Annotated in this window: 24 protein-coding genes and 2 riboswitches; of the genes, 13 read left to right on the top strand and 11 right to left on the bottom strand. The window is 44.1% G+C overall.

Annotated elements, in window-relative coordinates; translation table 11 throughout:
- Positions 1 to 143: 143 nt before the first annotated feature.
- From ABWT76_RS05855 to ABWT76_RS05835, 5 genes are all read left to right on the top strand, one after another.
- On the top strand, positions 144 to 1442 hold the full coding sequence (locus ABWT76_RS05855) for a M16 family metallopeptidase (protein WP_369817703.1): 1299 nt from the start codon (positions 144 to 146) through the stop codon (positions 1440 to 1442).
- A gap of 1993 nt (positions 1443 to 3435) precedes the next feature.
- Positions 3436 to 4107: a peptidoglycan-binding protein gene (locus ABWT76_RS05850; protein WP_054465885.1), complete on the top strand. Its 672-nt coding sequence runs from the start codon at positions 3436 to 3438 to the stop codon at positions 4105 to 4107.
- A 53-nt stretch (positions 4108 to 4160) separates the two neighbouring features.
- Entirely contained in the window at positions 4161 to 5042 is an 882-nt protein-coding gene (gene rsmA, locus ABWT76_RS05845; RefSeq protein WP_054465884.1) for a 16S rRNA (adenine(1518)-N(6)/adenine(1519)-N(6))-dimethyltransferase RsmA, read from the top strand.
- A gap of 20 nt (positions 5043 to 5062) precedes the next feature.
- Positions 5063 to 6007, top strand: a complete 945-nt coding sequence (ispE, locus tag ABWT76_RS05840) for a 4-(cytidine 5'-diphospho)-2-C-methyl-D-erythritol kinase (protein WP_054465883.1) — start codon at positions 5063 to 5065, stop codon at positions 6005 to 6007.
- Positions 6008 to 6258: 251 nt separating this feature from the next.
- Positions 6259 to 6576 (top strand): DUF3082 domain-containing protein, encoded by a 318-nt coding sequence (locus ABWT76_RS05835; protein WP_054465882.1) that lies wholly within the window; start codon positions 6259 to 6261, stop codon positions 6574 to 6576.
- 113 nt (positions 6577 to 6689) lie between these two features.
- Here ABWT76_RS05835 and ABWT76_RS05830 read toward each other — a convergent pair whose 3' ends face one another.
- From ABWT76_RS05830 to ABWT76_RS05820, 3 genes are all read right to left on the bottom strand, one after another.
- Positions 6690 to 7604, bottom strand: coding sequence for a hypothetical protein (locus ABWT76_RS05830; RefSeq protein ID WP_354635788.1), 915 nt, complete (start codon positions 7602 to 7604; stop codon positions 6690 to 6692).
- 575 nt (positions 7605 to 8179) lie between these two features.
- Positions 8180 to 8497: a DUF4278 domain-containing protein gene (locus ABWT76_RS05825; RefSeq protein WP_054465880.1), complete on the bottom strand. Its 318-nt coding sequence runs from the start codon at positions 8495 to 8497 to the stop codon at positions 8180 to 8182.
- Between the two features lie 38 nt (positions 8498 to 8535).
- Positions 8536 to 8631: riboswitch (Glutamine riboswitch) on the bottom strand.
- Between the two features lie 55 nt (positions 8632 to 8686).
- Positions 8687 to 9007 carry a DUF4278 domain-containing protein gene (locus ABWT76_RS05820; RefSeq protein WP_054465879.1) on the bottom strand — a complete coding sequence of 107 codons (321 nt, stop codon included), beginning with the start codon at positions 9005 to 9007 and terminating at the stop codon, positions 8687 to 8689.
- Between the two features lie 35 nt (positions 9008 to 9042).
- Positions 9043 to 9143: riboswitch (Glutamine riboswitch) on the bottom strand.
- 292 nt (positions 9144 to 9435) lie between these two features.
- Between ABWT76_RS05820 and ABWT76_RS05815 the strand changes: the two genes are divergently transcribed.
- Positions 9436 to 10260 (top strand): hypothetical protein, encoded by an 825-nt coding sequence (locus ABWT76_RS05815; RefSeq protein ID WP_354635787.1) that lies wholly within the window; start codon positions 9436 to 9438, stop codon positions 10258 to 10260.
- Positions 10261 to 10480: 220 nt separating this feature from the next.
- Positions 10481 to 10948: an SsrA-binding protein SmpB gene (gene smpB, locus ABWT76_RS05810; RefSeq protein ID WP_054465877.1), complete on the top strand. Its 468-nt coding sequence runs from the start codon at positions 10481 to 10483 to the stop codon at positions 10946 to 10948.
- A 224-nt stretch (positions 10949 to 11172) separates the two neighbouring features.
- On the opposite strand, the gene ABWT76_RS05805 is transcribed toward smpB, so the two are convergent.
- The 5 genes from ABWT76_RS05805 to ABWT76_RS05785 all read right to left on the bottom strand — a co-directional run bounded on the left by ABWT76_RS05805 (position 11173) and on the right by ABWT76_RS05785 (position 17231).
- Positions 11173 to 12033 (bottom strand): Npun_R2479 family HD domain-containing metalloprotein, encoded by an 861-nt coding sequence (locus tag ABWT76_RS05805; protein WP_054465876.1) that lies wholly within the window; start codon positions 12031 to 12033, stop codon positions 11173 to 11175.
- Positions 12034 to 12936: 903 nt separating this feature from the next.
- Positions 12937 to 13350, bottom strand: a complete 414-nt coding sequence (locus ABWT76_RS05800) for a hypothetical protein (RefSeq protein ID WP_054465875.1) — start codon at positions 13348 to 13350, stop codon at positions 12937 to 12939.
- A 185-nt stretch (positions 13351 to 13535) separates the two neighbouring features.
- Positions 13536 to 14462, bottom strand: a complete 927-nt coding sequence (locus ABWT76_RS05795; protein WP_054465874.1) for an LD-carboxypeptidase — start codon at positions 14460 to 14462, stop codon at positions 13536 to 13538.
- 154 nt (positions 14463 to 14616) lie between these two features.
- Positions 14617 to 16014, bottom strand: a complete 1398-nt coding sequence (locus ABWT76_RS05790; RefSeq protein WP_354635786.1) for a hypothetical protein — start codon at positions 16012 to 16014, stop codon at positions 14617 to 14619.
- A 212-nt stretch (positions 16015 to 16226) separates the two neighbouring features.
- On the bottom strand, positions 16227 to 17231 hold the full coding sequence (locus tag ABWT76_RS05785; RefSeq protein WP_369817705.1) for a DMT family transporter: 1005 nt from the start codon (positions 17229 to 17231) through the stop codon (positions 16227 to 16229).
- 484 nt (positions 17232 to 17715) lie between these two features.
- Here ABWT76_RS05785 and sppA point away from each other — a divergent pair, with 484 nt between their 5' ends.
- The 4 genes from sppA to ABWT76_RS05765 all read left to right on the top strand — a co-directional run bounded on the left by sppA (position 17716) and on the right by ABWT76_RS05765 (position 21950).
- Positions 17716 to 18531, top strand: coding sequence for a signal peptide peptidase SppA (gene sppA / locus ABWT76_RS05780; protein ID WP_054465872.1), 816 nt, complete (start codon positions 17716 to 17718; stop codon positions 18529 to 18531).
- 89 nt (positions 18532 to 18620) lie between these two features.
- Complete coding sequence (aroH, locus tag ABWT76_RS05775; RefSeq protein ID WP_054465871.1) at positions 18621 to 19052, top strand: chorismate mutase; 432 nt, start codon at positions 18621 to 18623, stop codon at positions 19050 to 19052.
- 226 nt (positions 19053 to 19278) lie between these two features.
- On the top strand, positions 19279 to 20343 hold the full coding sequence (hemE, locus tag ABWT76_RS05770) for a uroporphyrinogen decarboxylase (protein ID WP_190879080.1): 1065 nt from the start codon (positions 19279 to 19281) through the stop codon (positions 20341 to 20343).
- Positions 20344 to 20717: 374 nt separating this feature from the next.
- Positions 20718 to 21950 carry an NAD(P)-dependent oxidoreductase gene (locus ABWT76_RS05765; RefSeq protein WP_190879082.1) on the top strand — a complete coding sequence of 411 codons (1233 nt, stop codon included), beginning with the start codon at positions 20718 to 20720 and terminating at the stop codon, positions 21948 to 21950.
- Between the two features lie 165 nt (positions 21951 to 22115).
- Here ABWT76_RS05765 and ABWT76_RS05760 read toward each other — a convergent pair whose 3' ends face one another.
- Positions 22116 to 22217, bottom strand: a complete 102-nt coding sequence (locus ABWT76_RS05760; protein ID WP_072160727.1) for a cytochrome b6-f complex subunit PetL — start codon at positions 22215 to 22217, stop codon at positions 22116 to 22118.
- A gap of 91 nt (positions 22218 to 22308) precedes the next feature.
- On the opposite strand from ABWT76_RS05760, the gene aroB reads away from it, so the two are divergent.
- Positions 22309 to 23436 (top strand): 3-dehydroquinate synthase, encoded by a 1128-nt coding sequence (aroB, locus tag ABWT76_RS05755; protein ID WP_054465869.1) that lies wholly within the window; start codon positions 22309 to 22311, stop codon positions 23434 to 23436.
- Positions 23437 to 23624: 188 nt separating this feature from the next.
- On the opposite strand, the gene larE is transcribed toward aroB, so the two are convergent.
- Together larE and ABWT76_RS05745 are read right to left on the bottom strand one after the other, a co-directional pair.
- Positions 23625 to 24443, bottom strand: a complete 819-nt coding sequence (gene larE, locus ABWT76_RS05750; protein ID WP_190879084.1) for an ATP-dependent sacrificial sulfur transferase LarE — start codon at positions 24441 to 24443, stop codon at positions 23625 to 23627.
- Positions 24444 to 24521: 78 nt separating this feature from the next.
- Positions 24522 to 25295, bottom strand: a complete 774-nt coding sequence (locus ABWT76_RS05745) for an ABC transporter permease (RefSeq protein WP_354635785.1) — start codon at positions 25293 to 25295, stop codon at positions 24522 to 24524.
- Between the two features lie 564 nt (positions 25296 to 25859).
- Here ABWT76_RS05745 and ABWT76_RS05740 point away from each other — a divergent pair.
- Entirely contained in the window at positions 25860 to 26207 is a 348-nt protein-coding gene (locus ABWT76_RS05740; RefSeq protein WP_354635784.1) for a hypothetical protein, read from the top strand.
- Positions 26208 to 26432: the final 225 nt, after the last annotated feature.

Here is a 26432-nt window from a genome sequence, read left to right as displayed (position 1 = left end):
CTTGATCCGGTATGCACGGGAAGTTGTTTGATTGGGGGGAAGTTGCCAAAATTTCCCCGATTATCTGTTCTCTGAAGCTGAAAGCTGAAAGCTGAAGGCTCAAATTGAGAGAAGTTTTTTACTGTTCTAACGGAAAAAATCGCGTGACCAATACACTTTTACAGCCAATAGTTCAGCGGACAATCCTCAAAAATGGGATGGTGGTGATCGCTGTAGAAAATTACGCCGCTGATATTATCGCTGCTCGGATCTTTGTACGGGCTGGAAGCCGTTGTGAACCTTTGGAAATGGCCGGACTGTCTCATCTCTTGGCCGCCGTTTTAACCAAAGGAACGGATCAATTATCTTCTTTGGAAATTGCCGAACGGATCGAGTCTGTCGGGGCTAGTTTAAGCACCAATAGCAGCCCCGATTATTTTTTAATGAGTCTGAAAACCGTCTCCGCTGACTTTCCAGACATCTTAAAACTGGCGAATGAATTGCTGCGATCGCCCTCCTTCCCCGAACATGAAGTCGAACTGGAAAAACGTCTCACCCTACAAGGAATTCGCTCCCAACAAGAACAGCCGTTTTCCGTCGCATTCGAGCAACTCCGACAAGCCATGTATCCGGGACATCCTTATGGTTTTTCTGCCCTGGGAACCGAAAAAACCGTAGAAAAAATCACCCGCAACGATATACAAAATTATCACCAAACCTATTTTCACCCAGATAATATTGTAATTAGTATTGCCGGTCGCATTAACCCAGAAGCAGCGATAAAATTAGTTGAGGAAATATTTGGTGATTGGCCAGTTTCTCCAGAGCAATTTCCCATGCTAACCTTTCCGAAAATCACCCCTAATCCCTGCTATTTATGCACCGTTCAAGACACCCAACAATCCATTGTCATGTTGGGGTATTTAGCCCCAGCGGTAGAATACCATCACGATGATGTGAACGATAATAGTATTGATTATGCGGCTTTAAAATTACTCAATACTTACTTAGGAAATGGTCTGTCCAGTCGCTTGTTTGTGGAATTGCGGGAAAAGCGCGGTTTAGCTTATGATGTTTCAGCATTTTATCCCACTCGATTAGATCCGGCGATGTTTGTGGTTTATATGGGTACAGCACCAGAAAATACCATGTTAGCCTTAGAGAGTCTTCGCTATGAAGTGCAACGATTATGTGACATTCCACTAACGGCAGAAGAACTTCAAGCATCTAAAAACAAGCTGCTAGGACAATATGCCCTCGGTAAACAAACCAATGCTCAATTAGCCCAGGTTTTTGGCTGGTATGAAACCATTGGACTGGGAATTGAATTTGACACTCGGTTCCCCCAAGCGGTGTCCAGTGTCAATGCCGCGATCGCCCAATCATCCGCTGGTCAATATCTTGCGGGCAGCCCTTATGTTTCCCTCGTTGGCCCTGCCGAAGCCATTGAAGGATTAGAATAGTTGTTGGTTGTTGGTTGTTGGTTGTTTGTTGTTGGATGTTTGTTGTTGGGTAGGGATTCTTTGGATGTTTGTTGTTGGGTAGGGATTCTTTGGATGTTTGTTGTTGGGTAGGGATTCTTTGGGTAGGGATTCTTTGGGTAGGGATTCTTTGGGTAGGGATTCTTTGGTTGTTAGTTGTTGATTGTTAGTGCGATTCGTTCAGGCGGAAAGTCTAGGGATAAAACCCAAAACGTGCGTCTGGTGTAGGTTCTGACCTACATAACTCTGGGGGTGTACAGGATAGTCCTGTAGACAAAGATTCCCGGAGGGTTTTTCCTCCGAGGTCATAGACACCTCACCCCACGGTAAAGATTCACTATCTTTACTCGTGAAGCGGGTAGGAAAGCTGATCATCCCTAAGCAGATGGGAAAAATCAGCAAGTCAAGCGCTCATGGGCAGCGAGAGCGAATTCCCGGCTTGAATCCTCTCCAAACAAAAGTAGCGAAACTGCTTGTTACGCTGCGTCCAAAATGGCATAGGGAAAGGTGACGAATTTAACAAGTCAGTCACAAAGGAATCCCAGAAATACCTAGGGGGACAGGGAAGACCCTAAAAGCGCATTCAACCACCACTAGGGAACGAAGTAAACCCATATTTCTCTTACCAGTAATGGTAAGTAGCGATAGTGTGTAAGCGGATGAAATATTGGGAATGGGATGTGGCAAGAAAGCTCTTTTCCGCCGGTTTTGCCAGTGGATATGCAGACGTGCCACGGCTGTGAAGTTAGCGATTATTAGTAAGTCCAAAGGACGCACAAAACCAGTCGCTTACGACATGGTGTGATTTTAAAGGGACAAAGGATGAACGCTATGCCAAACGGGAACGTTTAACGACTTCCCCATTAGGATGCTATTGGTTTAGCAAGCGCAGCTAGGAGCGGAGTGCCGCGAAAGTGGCACGCTCCGTTCTGAATGGGAGGTGGGAGTTGTGAAGCTCCCATCGACCCCTACCGTGCGATTCGTTCAGGCGGAAAGTCTAGGGATAAAACCCAAAACGTGCGTCTGGTGTAGGTTCTGACCTACATAACTCTGGGGGTGTACAGGATAGTCCTGTAGACAAAGATTCCCGGAGGGTTTTTCCTCCGAGGTCATAGACACCTCACCCCACGGTAAAGATTCACTATCTTTACTCGTGAAGCGGGTAGGAAAGCTGATCATCCCTAAGCAGATGGGAAAAATCAGCAAGTCAAGCGCTCATGGGCAGCGAGAGCGAATTCCCGGCTTGAATCCTCTCCAAACAAAAGTAGCGAAACTGCTTGTTACGCTGCGTCCAAAATGGCATAGGGAAAGGTGACGAATTTAACAAGTCAGTCACAAAGGAATCCCAGAAATACCTAGGGGGACAGGGAAGACCCTAAAAGCGCATTCAACCACCACTAGGGAACGAAGTAAACCCATATTTCTCTTACCAGTAATGGTAAGTAGCGATAGTGTGTAAGCGGATGAAATATTGGGAATGGGATGTGGCAAGAAAGCTCTTTTCCGCCGGTTTTGCCAGTGGATATGCAGACGTGCCACGGCTGTGAAGTTAGCGATTATTAGTAAGTCCAAAGGACGCACAAAACCAGTCGCTTACGACATGGTGTGATTTTAAAGGGACAAAGGATGAACGCTATGCCAAACGGGAACGTTTAACGACTTCCCCATTAGGATGCTATTGGTTTAGCAAGCGCAGCTAGGAGCGGAGTGCCGCGAAAGTGGCACGCTCCGTTCTGAATGGGAGGTGGGAGTTGTGAAGCTCCCATCGACCCCTACCGTTGTTAGTCTAATTTTAAATAAACAATAACCACGAACAAATAACCAACAACAAATAACCAATATAGGACTTACGCAGCGACTCTATATCTGGGGTCTTGGTGCGTTATTGCTCGGAACAACACCCTACCAATAGCGTTTATGCGTAAGTCCTGCAATAAAAGAGTTGAATTGACAGAAGTAAATTGAGATAAAGATAATGATTAAAAACAATAAAACCCTAAGATTAATCCGGCCAATTTTATTAGCTCTTATTTTATCCGTTTTGCCCAATTTGGCGAACCCAATTCTCGGTCAGTCAGTCCCCCCTGGGGCGCGATCGCTGCTAAAAATTGGTAGTCAGGGCGAATCGGTCATTGAACTACAAGCGGTTTTATTACTGATGGGATATTACACCGGCAAACTTGATGGAATTTATGCGGAAAGTACCGCCCAAGCGGTGCGAAAATTTCAACAAGATGCCGGATTAACCGTTGATGGCATGGCTGGAACCGATACCTGGAATCGTTTATTTCCCCCCAGCCCCATTGTGGCACAACCATCGGTAATTGCCCCCCAAGCAACCACAGTGGTTGCCCCAGCAAATACAAACATGAATCCCCCAAACAACCCCACCAATTCCCCAACCGTTGCTAATCCATTGCCCGTGCAAATATCATCCGGTGATTGGCAAATTTTGCGCTTAGGGATGGAAGGTTCAGCGGTACTCGGTTTACAACAACGCTTAACCGCATTAGAGTTTTATTCCGGCCCGATTAATGGGGTATTTGATAGCAAAACCGAAGCCGCAGTCAAAGCCGCCCAACAAAAATTTAATCTTCCCGCTGATGGGACAGTTGGCCCCGCCACTTGGAATGCCCTCATGCAGTAACCATTGATGATAAAATCAGAAAGTTACCAGAAATTTGCCACTTTACCAAAAACATGGGTGATTCTATTAGACCGCGTAAGCGATTTGCTCAACATTGGCTTAGAAGCGAAAAAGTATTATTTAAAATTGTCGAGGCGGCGAACTTGTCCCCAAGCGATCGCCTCTTGGAAATTGGCCCAGGAACCGGGGTACTCACGCAAAAATTATTGCCCTACGCCGCCTCAGTCACCGCCGTAGAAATTGACCGCGACCTTTGGGAGAAACTGACTAAAAAATTTCGAGATTATCAAAATTTTTTACTCTTATCGGGAGATATTTTATCTCTGGATTTAGAGGGGTTATTGGCTGACCAAGATCCCAAATTTCAGCAACCGAATAAAGTAGTGGCGAATATCCCCTACAACATCACCGGGCCAATTCTAGAAAAACTGTTAGGCAAAATTGCCCAACCAGCGAAAAACCCTTATGAATCGATTGTCTTACTGGTACAAAAAGAAGTCGCCGATCGCCTCTACGCCACCCCAGGAAATAAAGCATTTGGGGCTTTATCGGTGCGAGTGCAATATTTAGCAGATTGTGAGTTAATTTGCCCGGTTCCGGCCAAAGCATTCTATCCCCCACCCAAGGTAGAGTCAGCGGTGGTACGACTCAAACCCCGTGCGATTCCGCGAAGCGGATCCCTTACGGGAATCGCCCCTGCCGCAGAAGACCCCCGACAACTGGAAACTTTAGTCAGAGTGGGCTTTGCCAACAAACGCAAAATGTTAAGAAATAACCTGAAAGGATTAATCGAAAGCGATCGCTTGACCCAAATCCTGGAACAATTAGAAATTAACCCTCAAGCCCGCGCTGAAGACCTTAGCGTAGGGCAATGGGTCGCCCTGAGTAATCATCTCAGCTTATCTAATCTTGAGTCATCCCCTGTCAACAACTAGGTCGCCAAATCCCCAAATCAATGCGCTCTTACTCTTTAATTGCTCCGGCTAAAATAAATCTCTATTTAGAAATTATCGGCAATGCTCCCGGTGGCTACCACGAACTAGCAATGGTACTGCAAAGTATCTCCTTAGCCGACCGGGTTCACTTGCGAGCCAATGGCACGCAACAGTTCCATTGCGCCTGTAACAGCAACCAAGTCCCACAAGATAAAACCAACCTGGCTTATCGCGCTGCGGAATTAATGGCCAAACAATTTCCCCAGGCATTTAATCGCTATGGCGCCGTAGACATTAATATTGAAAAACAAATTCCGGTGGCAGCGGGACTGGCTGGGGGTTCCAGCAATGCCGCCGCCGTCTTAGTCGGGCTCAACTTAATCTGGCAACTGGGACTGACCCAACCGGAATTGCAGGAATTGGCCGCTCAGTTAGGCTCCGATATTCCCTTCTGTATTTCTGGGGGCACCGCATTAGCCACCGGACGCGGCGAAATGCTCGAACCGTTGCCCGACTTACCGCCCATCTCCGTCATCTTGGCCAAATATCGCTCTCTAGAAATTTCTACCGCTTGGGCTTATGGCACCTATCGCCAAAAATTTGGTCATACTTATGTTTCTGAGCCAGAGGCTTTACTGGAACGGCGGCAAAGGTTTCACTCCGGGTCTATGATTGCCGCGATCGCCCACCAAGACGGTCAGAAAATTGGCCAACTCCTCCACAACGACCTAGAAAAAGTTGCCTTACCTGCTTATCCCCAAGTAGCGCAGTTGCGTTCTGCCTTTGAAAACACCGATATTTTAGGCGTAATGATGTCCGGTTCCGGTCCCACGGTCTTTGCCCTCGCGGAATCCCCAGAAAAAGCCCAACAAGCATCTATAACAGTGAAAAACACCCTGAATCACCCAGATTTAGACTTTTGGGTGGCTCAGTTAATCCCCTGCGGCATTCAAATAGACCATTAACTTGTTTTGGGAGGGAACGGGGAACGGGGAACGGGGAACGGGGAAAATAATTAACAATTGATAATTAACAATTGATAATTAATAGCCAAAAAATTAACAATTGTTAACTATCAATTGTTAATTATCAATTATTAACTATCAATTATCAATTACTGCCAACCAAAGAATCCCTACCCAAAGAATCCCTACCCAAAGAATCCCTACCCAAAGAATCCCTACCCAACAACCAACAACAACCAACCAACAAATATATGAACCAACAACCAGAGTCTCAACAAACCGTTCAACCAACGATTTGGCGGTGTTTTAGCGGTTCAGCCGTCGCCAGTGCGATCGCCTACTGTGCTTATTTACTCACCAGTTCCATTAGCCAAAGCTTTGCCAACAAACCCATACACTCCGACAACCAAACGGTCATCACCATTGCGGGCGCCGTGCGAACTTTAGTCGTCGGCGTTAGCACCCTAGGGACTTTTGTTTTTGCCTTTGCCGCATTAGGTTTATTTGCCCTCGGCATCCAAATATTGATTCAACGGTTCACCAGCCAACCTACTCCTCCCAACGGTTAATTTATTCCCGTTTCATAATTAGCCATGAATTAAACAGCGATTTACAGGAGTTTTCTCTGCTATGCAGGCAGAGAAAACTCCTGTAACAACTCGTATATAGGGATTAATTGGGATTAAAAACTGGTATAAATTGACGAACCCATATTTTCATCATCCGTGCCAAAAATCACCCCACCATTCTCACCGGGTATCAGTTCTAAACCTTCTATTTTATAACCATCAAAGCGATATAAAGCCGCCAATTCTGAATTAACCCGAAACTGCACCTTTGATTGATTAACCGTAAAAACCCCCGCCACATAAACAGCGGAACTAAACGGGCCCTCATCCCCGTTATCCGTTGCCGCTGTCACATATAAAGTTCCCGCTGAATCTATTTTAATATCGGAAATATGACGCACTTTTTCCCTAGGCCAAGGAACCGTGAATTTAGCTGAACCTTGAGGCGAAATTTGATAAGAATTTAAATCTAGGGTTCCCCAATAAATCACCCCTGGATCGCTATCCTGACCTCGGTGTCCCCAAACTATCACTAATTTACCGTCAATTTCCTGGATTGCCACACCTTCAAAATTGCTGCCCTGGCTAATTTCTGGTAAATCCAAGACTTTCAAAATCGAAATCGTTTGGTTATTTTCCAAGGTAAAATAATAAATTCGTCCTTGACTACTGGCGGCCATAAAAGCAACCTTGTCCGTGCCAGTAACTCTGGTAATTGCTTCTAAATCAATGGGCAAATCGACATTATTTGGCCAAACTAAAGGCAGATATTCAATACTCTGATTATTTTGATTTGAAGCAGCCACACCCACAATTGCTAAACGATTTTCACCAGTTTTTTTATTGTCATGGACAATCAAAAAATTAGACTGATTATTGTCTTGATTCACCAGCGCCATCCCGCTAATCCCAAACGTAATCCCACTGCCCACTGGACGCCAAGATGAAGTAGCAACCACTGACTGGCTATTCACAGTGCATGAAACTAAGAAAACTACGATCAAAAGTAGTTGATAATATTGACGCATTTGCACAAATCCTTAAGCATATCATTAAACAAAAAGAGGCATTTTTTGGCATAACTATACCGCCAGTTTGCGCTGACGACTTCAACGATTAGCTTAACAGCCTCGACATTTTCCATCATTGATTCCGTTTCTGAACGGGACTCCGCAGTAATCGTCGCTAGATCCAGAACAATAGTATCAGGTTTTTAGGCAGATGTTGCTGACTAGACCACGACCCCAATATTTGGGATGATTTGGGATGATTTGGGATGATTTGGGATGATTTGGGATGATTTGGGATGATTTGGGATGATTTGGGATGATTTGGGATGATTTGGGATGATTTGGGATGATTTGGGATGATTTGGGATGATTTGGGATGATTTGGGATGATTGAAAATTATTAGACTTCTTGCGTTCATACCGGATCGATCTGGTATGAACGCAAGAAGTCTATTGCATGAGTCCTAAAAAAAACACCCCAAAAAGGGGTGTCAATAAACTACCAGTTGTTGAGTTTTTTTCAGTAATCTTGAGAAAAAAGCTGAAATTTTGTCATTTTTTCTCAGTGAAGAGATGAAAAACCGGATAAAAAATCAGCTAACTTCTGCATTTAAACGGGTCAGCATCGCTTGTTGCCGCTTCATCACTGACCGTTGCCGAGCCATCATGCCTTGGCGAGCTTTTTCGCTTACAGACAATGCAGGGGTTTTCACCTGGTTGGCTTTCACACTGTTCGTATTGTAGGCAACGCCGCGATATTTCAAATCTAGATTGGTTTGCTGGACTGGGGCTTTTTTCACTGCATAAAACCGCCAATCTAAACCGCGATATTTGCCAAAAAATTCGCTTGGAGTTGTTTCAACAGTAGCCGGTGTGTATTCGTAGGAAACACCACGATAACAGAGTTTCATAGTCTTGGCCTCCTTAGTTCGTTGAGAAGAAATGATGAGGCGCGTTCCTTCGGGATGACTATGTAAATACTCCCTACTTCCGTCTCCCTAATAGGGAATCAAATCGATTCGCGATTTTTAGAGAGATGAACGTTTTTTGATCGAAATTTATTAATCTGGGACAACAAGCTCAAAAAGCTCAAAGTTAGATTAAGCGAGCACTGGCCCTAAGCCAACTTCTGCATTTAAGCGGCTCAACATAACTTGTTGTCGCTTAACGCTGTGCCGTTGCCGATCCATCATGCCTTGGCGAGCTTTTTCGCTGACAGATAATGCCGGGGTTTTTGCTGGGTTGGTATTATAAGCAACGCCGCGATATTTTAAATCTACATTGGTTTGTTGTACTGGGGCTTTTTTCACCGCAGAAAAGCGCCAATTTAAACCCCGATATTTGCCTACAAGTTCACTTTGAGTTGTTTCTACCGTTGGGGGGGTGTAGTCGTAGCAAACGCCGCGATAGCTGAGTTTCATAATGCTTGCTCCTTAAGGTCATTCAGAAGAATTGAGGCGCGTTCCTTCGGGATGACTGGTTTGAATACTCCCTACTTCCGTCTCCCCAATGCTTACAGCGGCTTAGAGTCAAACCTGTTTTGGAGAGATGAACGATTTGTTTTTTTCATTTCTGTATCTATTGTTACTGTTTTTTTTGAAGACTGTCAAGTATATTAATTGTTTTTTACAATTTTTTCCGTGACGATCGCGGTTAATGAATCTGAAGGTATTGCCATATAAGGGTTTTAGCCGGTGAGAATCCTAGGGCGGAAACTCCTAAATGCTTAAATGGGTCAAATTGTCAAGAGCAACGCACTCAGCAATTATGCAAAAGTGGCCGATCGCTTCAAGTTTTCCTGACAATTTTGACTTTTTCCGATTTTATTTTTCCTAGGAGGATAGTTTCTATGGGATATCTACGGCATCGAACCCTAACCGTTAGCTTAATCCTGGGTACGATCGCACTGGCGGTCGCGCCGGGAGATCGCACCTCTGGGGCAACGATCTCCGGGACAAGTTTGGCCGAAACTCAGTCAGTGTCAGAAATTTCTCCAGTTTCTACTTCAGAAATTTCTCCCGTGCGATCGCCGATCTTAGCCGCTACAAATGTTTCTCCAGAGGAAATCGAAGGCACCTGGGAACTTAGGGACGCCAAACGTCCCGACAACCAAAAATATACCGGAACTGTAGAAATTGAGGCTTTTCGAGACACCAATAATCTGTACAATCTCTCTTGGGAAACCTCAGCGGGAGATTATACTGGCTTAGGGTTCTTAGAAGGCGATCGCCTACTCGTCGGTTACGGACTCAATGAAGAAATTTATGGAGCCGTTCTTTATAAAATTAATGGTGATGGCACCTTAGAAGGCCGATGGACTTATTCTCAAGCCAATGGCGCCGTTGGCACGGAAAAGGCGATCGGTGGCATACGCGGCAAACTCGAGGGAGAATATAGAATCGATGGCACAGACCCAGGTCAGCCGGATTCTACCTACAATGGACTACTGAGAATTAACAAAGTCAAAGACATCTATCAAGTTTCCTGGATCGTAGAAGATCAAGTCTTACTGGGGGTAGGCTTACGGGTCGATGATTGGTTAATTGTCGGTTGGGGGCAAGGAAATAATTTTGCCGTTATGGACTATAAAATTGAGCGGGATAAAGTCAAAGGACGTTCAGCCATGTCTGGGCAAGAAAATCTAGGCAAAGAAGAACTCCGACGAAAAAATTAATTATTATTATTGGTTGTTTGTTATTGGTTGTTTGTTCTTTGTTATTGCTTCTTTGTTATTGGTTGTTTGTTCTTTATCACCAACGTAACCAACAACCAACAACCACCAACCACCCCCCCAGCCCCCCCTTCAAAGGGGGGGCAACCACCAACCAATAACCAATAACTAACAACCAATAACTAACAACCAATAACTAATAACCAATAACCAAAAAGGAATTATGGCTGAAAAAACCCAGAAAATGAAATTACTCACAGATAATCGACAAGCGCGGTTTCGTTATGAAATTCTGGAAACTTATGAAGCGGGAATTGAACTCAAAGGCACCGAAGTCAAATCTATTATCGCAGGCAGAGCGAATTTACAAGATGCTTATGCCTTAGTTAGAGGTGGTGAAGTTTGGCTATTCAACGCCCATATTTCCCCATTTCAACAAGCCAGTCAGTATTTTAACCACGAACCTCGCCGCGATCGCAAACTCTTGTTACATAGAAAAGAGATTAACAAACTGGTGGGCAAAATCGAGCAGAAAGGGTTAACCTTGGTGCCGTTAAAAATGTATATGAGCAACAACAAGGTAAAAGTAGCCCTGGGGCTCGCTAGGGGTAAGAAACTTCACGATAAACGGGAAGATGTGAAACGGCGGGACGATCAACGAGATATGCGTCGGGCACTTAAACAATATTAAGACGTAAATTCTAATGAATCAGGCGCAATGAATCAAAGATTTATCCCGCTGATTGCCCGGATATTACGTGGGGCGGATTTCGATGGGCTATTTGATTAAATATTTGATTAAATAAGCGATCGATAAAACTATGAATTACCCTGGAACAATCAGTAAAATAGGGGCGAAAATCTCATTCGCCCCTACAAAAACTGAAAGATGAAAGTTAGTAGGTGAAAGCTGACTTATGCCACTTCGACCTTATTATTTAAAGGTTGAGCGTGTTCTACGCGGAAGACATTGGCATAAAGGTTGGCAATAATTTGTTTGCCTTCTTGAGTCAGTTCAAGATACTTAAGGGCATGGTGAATATAGGGATAAACGCCGTGCCAATAAAACTTGGGATAATTGTCCCGTAAATCTCCCGGATTTTTATAACCTAAACTGAAATTTGTGCCGGTTTCTTCAAATTCATAAAACAGCGCACTAATCTTTTGCAAATAGCGCGGGTCACTCATTTGACCAATCAGATCCGCCGCTCGAACCAGTCCCGGATAATTCACCGTATCCTGATGATCCTCATCGGAAGGCACCGGAAAACGAGTCAGTTCGATGTTCCGCATGATAGTCTGAGCATCAATCAGCTTGTGACCGCAGAAACGTTCGCTAATAAAAAGTTTACCCCGATCCACATGATAGGGGGTTAGGCTGGCATCGGTTGCCCCGGAAGGCAAGGACACCGTTTGAGCATCAATTCCGGTGGCATAAAATCCTAATAATTTGGAGTCTTGGCGGCAAACGCCTTTGACGTAGCCAATATCGTGACACAGCAGGGAAATGGTGAAATGTAACCAATCTTCGCAGGAAACCCCACCCTCGCGGATATGCTTGCCCCGCAAAATTTCCTGACCAACTAATGTCACCAGGATAGTATGTTCGACATTGTGATACAGGGCATCACTGTTGGCGATATTTTCCAAAGCCATCCCACCCGCCCAGGCAATAATCTCTGCGTAGTCTGGCTTGTACCCTCCATAGGTCCTGTGGTAGCCATCCTGAAGTTGATCGACAAAGGCGTTAATGAGCAGTTCAGTGGAGTTAAACACTGTAAGTGGCCTCCTTTTTAGGGGTTTTGTTGTAGAAAAGTTAAGATTTACGCACGGTTGTGACATTTAGGGTTTTGTAAGGGGAATCCCCTCGTGGTTGCCCTATATATAGGGTTAGTGCGTAATACCTAAAAGTAACTGATAAGAAGTCTTAACAAATAGCACGTATGATAAATGTTTTTGCTATTCATGCCTAAGTGTAGTCATTATGATTGACAAGGGTTCAGACATTAAGGTTGACATACAGCTTAAAAGAATTTAGAGATTTTTGCCAATCGGCGCTCATCCGACATCTAAATGGGTTAAATCTGAGTTGATTTTAACCTAAATTTTTGTATATATCAGAGATATCCGATGGTATCCGATTTTGAGTATCAGGCAGTCAAAGAGGCGGATAACGGCGGATTGGCGATCGCATAGTGAATACAAGAGTTTCCCAGGTTTTCCGGTTTTCCCGATCGCTACCAAGCTAGGTTAAAAAAACGTTAAAAAGTAAGCCTGATTGCCATTTTTATAGCGGTATTTTCTCAGCTATAGCTATCCGTGCAGGATTTATGAAGACGCTGGCCTCTCCCATGCCTGGGAGCTAATTGGGAGATGGGAGAGGGGTGCGGGCAAATTTGCGACCTTGTTTTAGGATTGCTATATATGCGGTCGATAACTGGCGCAGACTTAATCGCGATCGACCGGGGCATAACTGAGTGCTAATTTATCTAAATTATATATTTTTCAAAAACCATTAATTTTTAGAATATTTTTAATTACTTAAATTTTAGTTAAATTCAGATCAAAACATCTTCAAATTTATGGTAAAAACATATGATGAAAACATCTGAATGTTAAACTATTCTTAGGGATGATTGCTGCATTTGGCATCAGCCAATCATCCCCGGATGGTCAAGTTTAAAACAGCTTAAATCCTATTTGACCATTGAATCCGCGAATATTATGATAACCAGCCCCGAAGAAAAAATTACCATCAGGTCGAATTTGTACGCCCGCAGAATAGGCAAATTGGGAATGATCGCTATTGGCTTTTTCATATAGTCCAACGCCACCATAGCCAGAAATTACACTAATAAAAGGAGGACTAATAAATTTTAGTACATCCACCCCTACAGCGTTTTCATTATCAACCCCTAATTCGGCGCCAAACCCTAAAGCACGAACCCCAACGGAATAAGTGAGTTCACTATCTTGAACTCCCAGGGAAGCCCAAGGTTGAGGCGTTAATTGCGCCGCTGCCGGTTTGATAGCAAGAATGTTGATAGTTGCGATCGCACTTCCTAGTAAAGAGATCCCGATTTGTTTGACCATGCTCCTCCCGATTCAATTTGCTAAAAAAATCCGCAAGTATCTATCAATTTTATCTGCGTTGATAAATTTGATAGATACTTGCTCAAATAATTGCCAATTCTTTGAGCATAAAAAAAATCAGATATTTTGACTAAATATCTGCATAAATATCTACCTAAATATCTACCTAAATAAATTAGAGGCAATTAAAAATATAAAGTTCCGATTTGGGCATCGAGTTCGACGATCGCCCCTACAGGTAATGCGGCATTAACCCCATCGTGACCAAAGGGCAAATCAGAGACAATGGGAATGCCTAAATCTGAAAGGCGATCACGCAACACTTCCGCCACAGTCAAACTGGGATTTTTGGCTAAATTATCACAATCGCTAAACCGGCCTAAAGCAATACCTCGTACTCCGGCAAACGCCCCCATCATGCGCCACTGAGTCAGCATTCGATCGATTCGATAGGGGGCTTCTCCTACATCTTCAAACGCCAAAATCACCCCATCTAAAGATGGTTGGACGGGGGTATGTAGCAGATAGGTTGCTACGGTGAGATTTCCGGCTAGTAAACGTCCGCTGACTTTCCCACCGCCCCACCCTTCCCCGGTCAACGGGGCTAAAGGTCGTCCTTCTACTAGGTCAAAGAGTCGCTGCACCGACCAATCCGGTTCGTCTGGCAAAGTAGTTAATACCGGCCCATGTACGGCGCCAACCCCTTGCTGGTAAAGACTCCAGAGTAAAGCGGTGATATCGGAAAACCCAATTAACCATTTGGGGTTTAATTGACCGGATGCCTCTTTGGGCCAATGCCAATTTTCCAGCAACCGGGCGCCGCCATAGCCTCCACGGGCACAGAGGACGCCAGTACAGAGGCGATCGCGCCAACTTTCGGCTAATTGCTGCCGACGCTGACTATCTGTACCCGCTAAATAGCCCCACACTTGATCGTAACCGGGAGACAATTCAATTTGATAACCGCGCTGACGCCAAATTTCCAACCCTTTTGCCCAAGCTTCTGATGTTTTCAAAGCCCCACTGGGGGCAACTAGATTTAGGCGATCGCCTGGTTTTAAGGCAGAGGGAAATTGAAGAGGCGATCGCAGATTTTCCTGATTAGATTGCATTATTATATGGGATTTAAATTATGTTAGTGAGAATCTTGTTATGGAGAATATTGAGAATATGGTTAGTGAGCATATTGTAGACATAATTTTTGAGAGTGTTTTTTTGAGAGTGTTTGAGAGCGATCGCTCAAAGCTACTACAATCAAAACCACAATTATTCTGGGGAATTATCTCCTATATTTGTGACATTAGGTAAAGCAGACGGCACCTCATAACCAGAACTTTTACTGAGCTTACTTAATTGACTCAAAGCCCACCGAGCGGTTTCTTGGACTTCGGGATCCGTATCGTTGACCGCATAATTTAATAACTGGGTAATTTGATTAATCAAATCATAAATGCGGGTTAAATCGCGAATGGCATTTTTCCGCACATCAGCGTTGTGATCTTGTAAAGAAAGAGCCAGAGCTCGGTTGATCGGTTTGATGGTGCGAGTGCCAATTTCAGACAAAGCCCCCAGAATTAAACTGCTCTGCTTAGAATCCGAATCAATCATTAAATTGACCAAGGGCTGGATCGCCCTAGAATCACCTCTTTGACTCAGTTCCCAAATACATTTACGCCGTTTAATAGGATCGGGATTTTGGAGTTCTCTAATTAATTCTTCAATAATATCAATTTTCGCCAAGCGAGTGGTATTGATATTTTCGCTGATGGCTAAACTTTCCCTGCCCGGATCTAATGAAATTGCTTGATTTCCTTGGGGCAACGATGTAGTAGAGCCTGGGATATTCGGCAACCTTTCAATTTCCAGCTTTTCTGGGTGAATATCTGGTGGTTTTTCAGAATTTATCTGAGACTTTAGTAATTCATCATTATTCTGGGGATTAATCGGTTTTATATCGCTTTGATTCGCCGGTTTTTTTTCAGATTTTTTAGAAAATATTTTTAAAAATATTTTTCTGGTAAATCCTAGTTCATCTGATTGCTTTTTCTTCCGGTTTGCTGCCAGTGGCTGCTCGGAAATACTCTGAATATTTTGAGAATTTTCTGAGATATTTTTATGGTTATCGATTTGGTTTGTAGTTGCATCCTGTGCGCCGCTTTGGTAGGCGGTCGCTTCCGGATTTTGCACATAAATCTCCCCTACATTTGAGTCGATATGAGTTTCTGAATTTAGCTCATCACTTAGGTCTTGAGGATTAAGTTCCGCCGATGATTTCGGATCTGAATTTTCAGGATTGGTTGATTCTTCTGACTCAATTTCAACGCTGGGATTGGTCAGCAGATAAAATAATCCAGCAAAAATTGCCGCACCGAACACCGTTGAAAGAATAATTAAAGCCAGCCAAATTAAATCTTTTTTAGACCTCCCTTTATTCTCACCTTTTGCGATGAATTCTAAGAAATAAGAATTGCCTGGACTCTTGGCATTTGCCCCCAGATTAAATGGCGGATTCAACGACTTAGACTTTAGGGCAGTCTCAGGAGTGTTCTGGTATGGTTTAGTACCAGGAATCTGAAATGATTCGGTTTTACTCACTGAACCAGGAGCAAAGTCGAAGCTAGTCAGACTGATGATTAAACATAAAATAAGACGGTAGGAGGTCATAACCGTTAACTAACCTTACTCAGGGTGAAAAGCAGCAACCAGCGTCATCATATCCCGGAGTTTCAGCTAGGGTCATTCTTTTGATCGATCGCCCATAAAATTGATGATTCAGCCAAAAGAATTCAGTCAAAAGACAAGTGCGATTCTCTTTCTGGATCCGAGAACAGCAAAATCGCACTGGTTCTGATGCTAATCCTGATGCTAATCACCGTTTAAGCATCTGACTCTACGGTGTGAACTTTTACAGGAACTTCAACCGGTGGATTTTCTTTGACAAATGACAGACGCAATTGTTCGCCGGTAGATTGATTTCCCAGATAAACACTGGCTGCGTTTGACTGCTGGAAATTGAGTTTTTCAGCGATCGCCGAACGCTGGTTAATTAAATAAATACTAACCAGGGTCAGACCGACACCGATTGATTGCACCCGAGATAGCGTTTCCGACAAAAATAGATTACCAAACAGTAATGCAAACACAGGTGTGAGGAAAGTCAGCGCACTGAGACTGGTGAGATTGCCTTTGGCGGCAAAATAGAAAAACAGACCATATGCGATCGCGCTCCCAAACACAGTGGAATATGCCAAGGCAAGCCAACCATCCCAGTTAATATTAACCCACTGATCTGATTCTGTCGTGGCACTAATCACCCATAAAGGAATCCCGCCCAAAATCATGTGCCATCCGGTAGCCACCACGGGATCCGCTTCCCGCGCCAACCGACGCATCATCACCGTTCCCGCAGCCATTGATAAGGCCGATAAAAGCATCAACCATTGGCCATTGTCAAATAACTGGCTAAAGTCCAAAGACGGCATCAAATTTTGTCCATGTAGCCAACCGATAATCCAAGCATCGGGCAATCCAATCAGACTAATGCCCAGAATACCAATCATCAAGCCGATCGCACCGATCGCCCCAATCACTTCCCCAAATAACCATGCAGATAACAACGCCACCGCCAGGGGTTGAGAATCAATCATCACCGATCCCAAGCCAGCGTTAGTTCTGACCAAGCCTTCCGCCAAAAAGCCTTGAAACATCATCCCATCAACCACCGCAAAGGCGAGGATCCACAGCCATGCTTGGGCGGTTTTGGGCTGGGGACGACCACTCAAAAAAGCGACCAGCAATACCAAGACCCCCGCAGGCACTAAACGGACTCCCGCCATAAACATGGGTGTGGTGTGGGGCATCACCCCTTTCATGGCCACCATTGCCGTTCCCCAAAAGAAAAAGGGTGCGATTAGGAATAGCAAACGGATCGCGGAGTTAAGCGGTGATGCAATGGTAGATTCTTTGCTGGCCGGAAATTCAAGTTGTTTCAACATAAGCTGGTTAAAAGATTTTGGTTAAACTGTCGTACCGCGAAGCGGATCGAGCAACGCCAATCGCGCTCCGGGGGACTTGAAGGAGGCGATCAGTGCCATCGTTTTGGTGATTTTAATTATTGTACTAAATTATGTACTTATATGTAGTTATGTTAACTTTTTTTTGGCTAAAAAAATTAATAGTTAGCAATAAACAATTACTAACTAATCATTAACTATTTTTAATTAATAAAAATGCCGATTCAGATCAGATTGCTCAACCCTGCTTGTAAACTGATAGATGAAGGCAGTCATAATTAAGGCAGTCATAATTAAGGCAGTCAGCACTTTGACTCGCTGTCCTGATTCACGAATAGTTGCGAATTACCCCATGATTTGGCCGTTTAAGAAGTTTCGTAAACAAATTGCTCGGATTGAAATTACCGGCGCGATCGCCGGAGGCACCCGTAAAAAGGTCTTAGAATCTCTCAAAACCGTTGAAGAGAGAAAGTTTCCCGCTTTGCTGCTGCGAATTGATAGCCCAGGGGGCACCGTGGGAGACTCCCAGGAAATCTACAGCGCCCTGAAGCTACTGGGCGAAAAAATCAAAATTGTTGCCAGTTTTGGTAACATTTCCGCCTCTGGAGGTGTTTACATTGGTATGGGCGCCCATCATATTATGGCCAACCCAGGCACGATCACTGGCAGCATTGGGGTAATTCTCCGAGGCAATAATATCGAACGCCTCCTGGAAAAAATCGGCGTGTCCTTCAAAGTGATCAAATCTGGTCCTTATAAAGATATTCTGGCGTTTGACCGAGAACTGACTGACCCAGAAAAAAGCATTCTCCAAGAGTTAATCGATACCAGTTATCAACAATTTGTGGAAACCGTCGCCGCCTCGCGGAATTTAGCCGTGGAAACGGTGAAAAATTTTGCTGATGGGCGGATTTTCACCGGACAGCAAGCTTTGGAACTGGGCATTGTAGACCGTCTGGGAACCGAGGAGGAAGCCCGTATCTGGGCGGCAGAGTTAGTCGGTCTCGATCCGAAAAAAACTCAGTGTATTACCCTCGAAGAACGGAAACCGACGTTAAATCGGCTGTTGGGAAATCAGGTGACGACGGGGGGACTGAGTGGCCAGCTTGATTGGTTGGAATTTGAACTGGCAACCAGTGGCCAACCGTTATGGCTGTATCGACCTTAGACAAATATTGTTATTCGTTATTTGTTATTTGTTCTTGGTGATTCGATTCAAATAACAAATAACAAATAACAAATAACGAATAAATGAGCATGGAGGATTGTAACGTGGAGTGGACAGTTCGGGCGATTCGTGGCGCTACCACTGCGGAGAGTAATACGATTCAGGGGATCCGAGTTGCGGTGACGGAATTACTGGATGCTTTGGAAGGAGGAAATCAGCTAGATCCAGAAAAAATTATTAGTGCCACATTTACCGTGACTCGCGATCTGGATGCGATTTTTCCCGCAGCGATCGCTCGTCAAAGACCAAAATGGGATCAGGTGGCTTTGCTAGATGTACAGCATATGCACGTGGAAAATGACCTCAAGCGTTGCATTCGCTTTTTGATCCATGTGAATCTGCCGATATCCCATCCAGAAATATATCACCCCTATTTGCGTGAGGCGAAAAATCTCCGACCGGATCGCAGTGTTCCTTTGTCTCATGTTCCACCGACTCCCGCGATCCATTCCGCTAAGTAATCAAGGTGCGTTACCCCTTGGAACGGCCCCCTACCCCTGGCATTAATTAATTTTCCGGTAATTGTCCGGTGGGCATCCAGCCCACCCACCCCCAAGGGGGCTTCTGAGGAAGACGATTTTTCCGTTGAGCGAAGATAACATCAAGGATTGTAAAGACAGTAAAAATCAGGATCCGGGCAATGGTAAGCTTAACGGTTGTATTTAATCGATTAATAGTCAAGTACAGATGGCAGCTTCCAACGAAATTCCTTATTTATTAAGAGCAGCCCGTGGCGAAAAATTAGACCGTCCTCCCGTGTGGATGATGCGCCAAGCGGGTCGTTATATGAAAGTTTATCGAGATTTGCGGGATAAATATCCTTCGTTTCGGGAACGGTCGGAAAATACCGAGTTGGCCATTGAAATCTCTTTACAACCGTTTCGGGCATTTCAGCCAGACGGGGTAATTTTATTTTCTGATATTTTAACTCCTCTGCCGGGGATGGGAATTCCCTTTGATATCATCGAAAGCAAAGGCCCAATTATCGATCCCCCGATTCGCAGTCTGGAGCAAATTGAGCAAATCCATACCCTCGATCCTGAGAGTTCTTTGCCGTTTATTCGGGAAATTTTACAAACTTTACGGCAGGAAGTGGGCAACAAAGCCACGGTTTTGGGATTTGTCGGCGCCCCTTGGACTTTGGCGGCTTATGCCATTGAGGGTAAATCTTCCAAGGACTATAAGATTATTAAGAGCATGGCTTTTTCTGAGCCCGCAATGCTACATAAACTCTTGGGAAAAATTGCGGATTCGATCGCCATTTATATGCGCTATCAAATTGATAGTGGGGCGCAGGTGGTGCAAATGTTTGATTCTTGGGCAGGTCAACTCAGCCCTCAAGACTATGATAGTTTTGCCCTACCCTATCACCAAAGAATCGTCGAACAGGTGAAAGCGACTCACCCGGATACTCCGTTAATTCTCTATATTAGTGGCAGTGCCGGAGTTTTGGAACGGATGGGTAAATCTGGGGTGGATATTGTTAGTGTGGACTGGACTGTGGATATGGCCGAAGCGAGACAGCGCTTGGGCAAAAATATCCATGTCCAAGGGAATATCGATCCTTGTGCTTTATTTGGATCTCAGGACTTTATTCGCGATCGCATCCTGGACACGGTTCGCAAAGCGGGCAACCAAGGCCATATTCTTAACTTAGGACATGGCATTTTACCGGGAACCCCGGAGGAAAACGTTGCTTTCTTCTTTGAAACCGCCAAAAAAGTCGATCAATTATTGGCAGTCCCCGCTTAATTTTACTCGGTTTTCGTGATAGTTCACCTGGATGACAAAATTAGACATATTGCTTTCATACCGCCGTCGATCCCCCCAACCCCCCTTAAAAAAGGGGGCTTTTTAGCCGGGGAAAGCAAGAAGTCTATTTGAGATTTTATCGGAGCGACTCATAAATCTCCATATTTAAACTCTTGTTGGGGCAAGTCCTTCAGGGATTGCCCCAATTCACATTTTTAAGGATCATTTAAGGCGCAATTTAGGCGTCAATGGGCTGAAATTTAAAAATTTTGCGGTGATACAATTGAAAATCTGGCGATCGCACTATAGAATCTAAGTCTAAAATTCAAAATCTAGCCCATCACTCACCCAGCTTATCCTGAGAGATTTTTCTAATGAACCCCAAGCGGATTTTTATTACTGGTGCGAGTGGCTGTATTGGTCACTATATTACTCAAGCGTTGATTCACCATACGGAACACGAACTCTACCTGCTGGTGAGAAACCCGGATCGGCTGAAAGTTGACCTCAACCATCGTCCGGGAATCGAACTTTTGCGGGGAGATATGCAACACATCGATCGATATGCCCCTCTGTTACAAACCATTAATGTGGCGGTATTAACCGCTACTGCTTGGGGAGGCGGAGATGTTTTTGATGTGAATGTCCTGAAAACCATGCAGTTGATGCAGTCTTTGGATCCCGCATTCTGCGAACAGGTGATCTATTTTTCCACTGCGAGTATTCTCGATCGCCGCAACCAACCCCTCAAAGAAGCCAGACAATTGGGCACCGATTATATTCGGACTAAGTATGATTGTTACTCTCGCTTATCTCGGTTGGCGATCGCCTCACGGATTACCACCTTATTTCCCACCCTCGTATTTGGGGGTGAAGATACCGGCATCTCTTCTCACCTGACCAAGGGATTACCCGATGTGCTCAAATGGATTAATCTAATTCGCTTCCTGAAAGCTGAGGGCAGTTTTCACTTTATCCATGCTGGGGATATTGCCCAAATTGTGCTGCATTTGATTGAAAATCCCCCGGATACTGCGCCACATTTGGTATTAGGAAATCAGCCGGTTACGGTTAATCAAATTATAGAAGAAATTTGTGCATATTTAGACAAAAAAATTTATTTTAGAATTCCTTTGTCTGATTGGTTAACGGATTTAATTATCAACTGGTTTAAGATTCAAATGAGTCCTTGGGATTGCTTTTGTTTAAACTATCGTCATTTCACTTATGAAAATGCGGTCAGTCCCGCCAGTTTCGGTTTAACCAATTATTGCCATAGTATTACGGATATCCTGAAGCGAACATTGTCTCCTGAGTCTCAGTCTGATTCCTGGGAGACTGTAACCAAAAGAAATGCTGCCCGGTTGGGAGCAACTATGACTCCAGGGGGAGAAAATGATGCACCAGATTCAGCCTCATATTTAAATAATTTTGCGGATTCTGAAGAGAAAAAGGCGGAATTAGAGTTGAATCAATTTGCGGATTCTCAGGCCAATTATCAATCAGCGGAAAATGGGGCTGCACCGGCAAATAACTATCCTGACCAACCTAACCAAAATGGATCAATTGATTCATCAATTGATCCATCAATTGATGAAAATAATTAAATCAATGAGATCGGTTAGATCGGAATGAGAGAACAGAGAACAAAATAAGTGAATCGAAGTGAATCGAAACATAGAGAGTTGCCGAGCGGATCGGCAACTCTCTATGAGTCTCTATAAATCTCTATTTTTTGGTGATGCGATCGCCTTAACTTTTTTTAGATCCGGTTAGATCAGTTTGACGGCTCGCAAACCAAAGAACAGCACTAAAGCGGTGACAAAGGCACCACCCAAGAGAGTGAAGTAAGTAACGGCTCCAGCAGCAGTCATTTAAGTTTCTCCAATTAACAACATGGTTCTAATATTGAAACATACTGCGATACAATTAAGCCGATTAATGCTTGTTTCGAGGGTCTGAGTCATGGGGTCTGTCATTGATGTAGCGCTGCCGGAAAATTCCTATCAAATCGCGATCGGCCATAACACCTTGGACGAACTGGGGGCAACAACGCAGGGACTCTCCGAGGGACTCTCTGGGGGTCAGAAGTTAGGCAAATTAGGCAAAAAAGTGCTGCTGGTGTCCAATCCCGTGGTGTTTGACCATTACGGGGCAAGGGCGATCGCCTCTTTGGAGTCTGCCGGATTTGAAGTGTTTCGCTGCATTCTCCCGGACGGAGAAGAATATAAAACTCTGGCAACTATTCAAAAAATTTATGATACTGCCCTAGAAAATCGCCTGGAACGTTCTTCCACAATGGTTGCTCTCGGTGGCGGGGTGATTGGCGATATGACTGGATTTGCGGCAGCCACTTGGTTACGGGGGATTAACTTTGTCCAAGTCCCCACCACTCTGTTGGCAATGGTGGATGCTTCCATTGGCGGCAAAACTGGGGTGAACCATCCTCAAGGCAAAAATCTCATCGGTGCTTTTTATCAACCGCGTTTAGTTTTAATTGACCCTTTGGTGCTGCAAACCCTGCCGGTGCGCGAGTTTCGGGCGGGGATGGCGGAAGTGATTAAATATGGGGTGATTTGGGATGCGGAATTATTTGCGCGGATGGAAGCGGTAGAACGCCTCGACGAGTTGGGCTATTTGGGAGAAAGCTTGCTGCAAGATATTTTAGTCCGGTCTTGTCAGAGTAAAGCGGATGTGGTGGGCAAAGACGAAAAAGAAGCGGGACTGCGGGCAATTTTGAATTATGGTCATACCATTGGTCACGCGGTGGAAAGCTTAACCGGCTATACGGTGGTGATTCACGGTGAAGCGGTGGGCATTGGGATGGTGGCAGCTAGTCGGTTAGCGGTGGCTTTGGGCCTTTGGGATGAACTGTGCGATCGCCGTCAGTTGGCTTTGATTGCGAAAGCGGGATTACCCACAAAGTTACCCCAGGGTTTGGAAATTGAGGCTATTTTAGATAGTCTGCAAATGGATAAGAAGGTGAAAGCGGGGAAAGTCCGGTTTGTTTTGCCGACGGCGATCGGGGCGGTGACGATTACGGATCGAGTTTCTGCGGATACGATTCGAGAAGTGTTGAGTAAGATGTATTAGATTCTGGAAACATCTTAAAAGCCCCCCTTTTTCAGGGGGGATCAAGGGGAGATCCGTTATGAAAGCCAGAGGTCTATTCTGGAAACATCTCAAAAGCCCCCCCTTTTTTCAGGGGGGATCAAGGAGAGATCCGCCAATCGGGGTTGGGGCGATCGCCAGTTATTTAAAGTTATTTAAAGTTATTTAATTTACGGATTGGCCAAGACTTCTGGAGGTAAAACCTGATTTAATTTACCACTACGATATCCTTCTAAATCAAGGGTGACATAAACAAAGCCAAATTCTTGAAGGGTTGCCACCAGTTGGGGTAAATCGGTGGTTAAAATAAACGGTTTAATTTCTTCAGGGGGTAATTCAATTTTGGCTGTATCCCCCGCTGAACGAACCCGCAGATTTTTTAATCCTAACTGGCGTAAATAATGTTCGCTACGACCGACTCGCTGCAATTTGGCTATGGTGATTTCTTCTCCATAAGGAAAGCGGGAACTGAGGCAAGGTTGGGCGGGTTTATCCCACCACGGTAAACCCAATTCTTTCGCTATTTGTCGGACTTCTAATTTAGTAATGCCCACTTCCGCTAAAGGCGATCGCGCCCCTCTTTCTTTGGCGGCTTGAATCCCCGGACGATAATCTTGTAAATCATCCGCATTCACTCCATCCACTACATAAGGATAACCCCGTTGCAGGGCTAAGGGTTTTAAGGTATCATGCAGTTCACTTTTGCAAAAGTAGCAGCGATTTACTGGGTTAGAGGTGTAGTTAGGATTGGCCATTTCATGGGTGGCAATTTCTTCATGGTGAATGCCAATATCCGCTGCTTGAATGCGGGCATCTTCTAAATCTTCGGGCAATAATGAAGCCGAAACCGCCGTTACCGCTAAAGCGCGATCGCCCAGGACATCATAAGCAACTTTGGCGACTAAGGTACTATCAATTCCACCGGAATAAGCAATTAATGCTCGCTCCATTTCCGCAAATATATTTTTTAGTTGCTTCAGTTTTTCCATCACTCTATGCTTCTCTACTATGCTTCTCTACAAAAAAACAAAAAAACCCAAAAAACAATTTTTCGGCTGTCGCCAAGGTTAAAATTCTTTTTGGCGAAAAATCAAGTTAGCGATCGCCAACAATAGGATAATATAAATTACAGCATAAATCCCATTAAATAGCAAGGTATTCAAGTCAGGTAATAGACCATAGACGGCTTGATTTTTTAAATCTAGCTTGGTCAAATCTGGTAAAATTAAGTATAAGTTTCGAGTAAAACCGATCAAAGCCGGATTTTCACTCAGTTCCCCAGCCTTAATAATATCAGGACTCAAGTGTCCCATCACATAAACCCCAACACTGAGTAGGGTAGCTAACAAAGAACTGGTAAACACCCCCAAAAGCATGGCTACGGCGGTGAGTAAAGACAGTTCTAAAAAGATAAAAAATAAGGCGACTAAAATGCTGCCTAACGGATATTCTACTCGATTTAAGCTCAAAAAACTCAGATAAATCAGACTGGTAAAAAAGATCAGAATTGCCAGAATTCCAGAGAGTCCGAGATATTTGCCTACAATCAGATCGGCGCGGCTAATGGGTTTAGCTAACAGGACTAAAACCGTGCGTTTTTCAATTTCTTTGTTAATTATGCCAGTGCCGACAAAAATTGCCACAATTAAGCCGATTACCCCAATCCCGGCAATTCCTAAATCGGTGATAATTTTATACTCGGTTCCCAGGGCAAATTCTCGCAACAGTCGCAAAGTGCCGAATAAAAATATCGCAAACAAAGCAATCAGATAAAGGACTCGTTCCCGCATCACTTCCCAAAACACATTGACAGCGATCGCCAAAATTCTCGAAAAATTCACAAGGATATTCCTCCAATCATTCAAATTAACTGATTTCCATGAGCTAACCAATATCTAACATAAAGGGGCATAAAGGGGGAGTGCCGGGAGTGGCTGGCTGCGGAAAATTACGTCAAACATTGGCTCCAAGATAAATTAATAAATTTAGGTTGGGCTTTTGCCTACTCATCCATCATGGATCTAATATAGAATATAGTAATTATATCCTATCGGCAAAAAATTTCATCGTGGCCAAACCCTAGGGGAAGAAAAATCAGCGCGATCGCAAAAGATTTGCAGGGCTGAGATCCTGACAAAGAGCTAATAATCTCTATTTAGGATAAACAAACCTCCCGGATGCTCAAGTAATTTTTTCCGATAATTTGACTCACCCTAATCCCCTTCAAGTGACGATGAATTAATGTTTTGGCAAAAAAAAAATAGTTTTCACGTATAATTCAAAGGTATCATAGCAATTAATTCTCGTTTTTTTAAAATCCCATAATCAATCGGCAAGAAAATGTGGCAAATTCTCAAAACCATCTTTTCCCCTAGTCAATATATGCCTCACGGTTACAGCTTCCTGTGGCAACCCCCTTTAGTTTGGCTTCATGTAACCAGCGACTTCCTAATCGCCCTGGCTTATTTTTCGATTTCGGCAATGTTAATCTATTTCGCGATCAAACGCCAGGATCTGCTTTTTTTGGATTTTTCTACTTAGTAGGCGCTTTTATTGTTTGCTGTGGCATCGGATATTTATTGGATATTTGGACATTGTGGCATCCCGCTTATTGGCGGTCAAAATTTGAGCGATCTATCACCGCTTTAGTGTTTTGCTATACAGCTTTAAAAATGGTAGATTTACTGGCAAAATTTTTAGCTTTAAAAAATCCTGAACAATTAGATCAATTAAACCAAGAAATGCAAAAATAAATTGGGGAACGCCTGGGAACAGAAAACACCCTAAAAAATATTGTGTTGGTAACTGCAACGGTAAGTGAATTTTTTTCCGCTTTGGTCACTCATCTAGATCAAGATATTGATGTGTCCTATGCGATGGTTTATGAAGCCATATAAAACCCGACAGAGCGATTAAAACCTTTAGTAATTTGGGCTGTGCTTTGGCAGATGATCTTTGGGATATAATATATAATTAAA

It is taken from the genome of Planktothricoides raciborskii GIHE-MW2 (genome assembly GCF_040564635.1).
Lineage (GTDB): Bacteria > Cyanobacteriota > Cyanobacteriia > Cyanobacteriales > Laspinemataceae > Planktothricoides > Planktothricoides raciborskii.
This window is presented reverse-complemented; position numbering and strand designations above follow the sequence as displayed.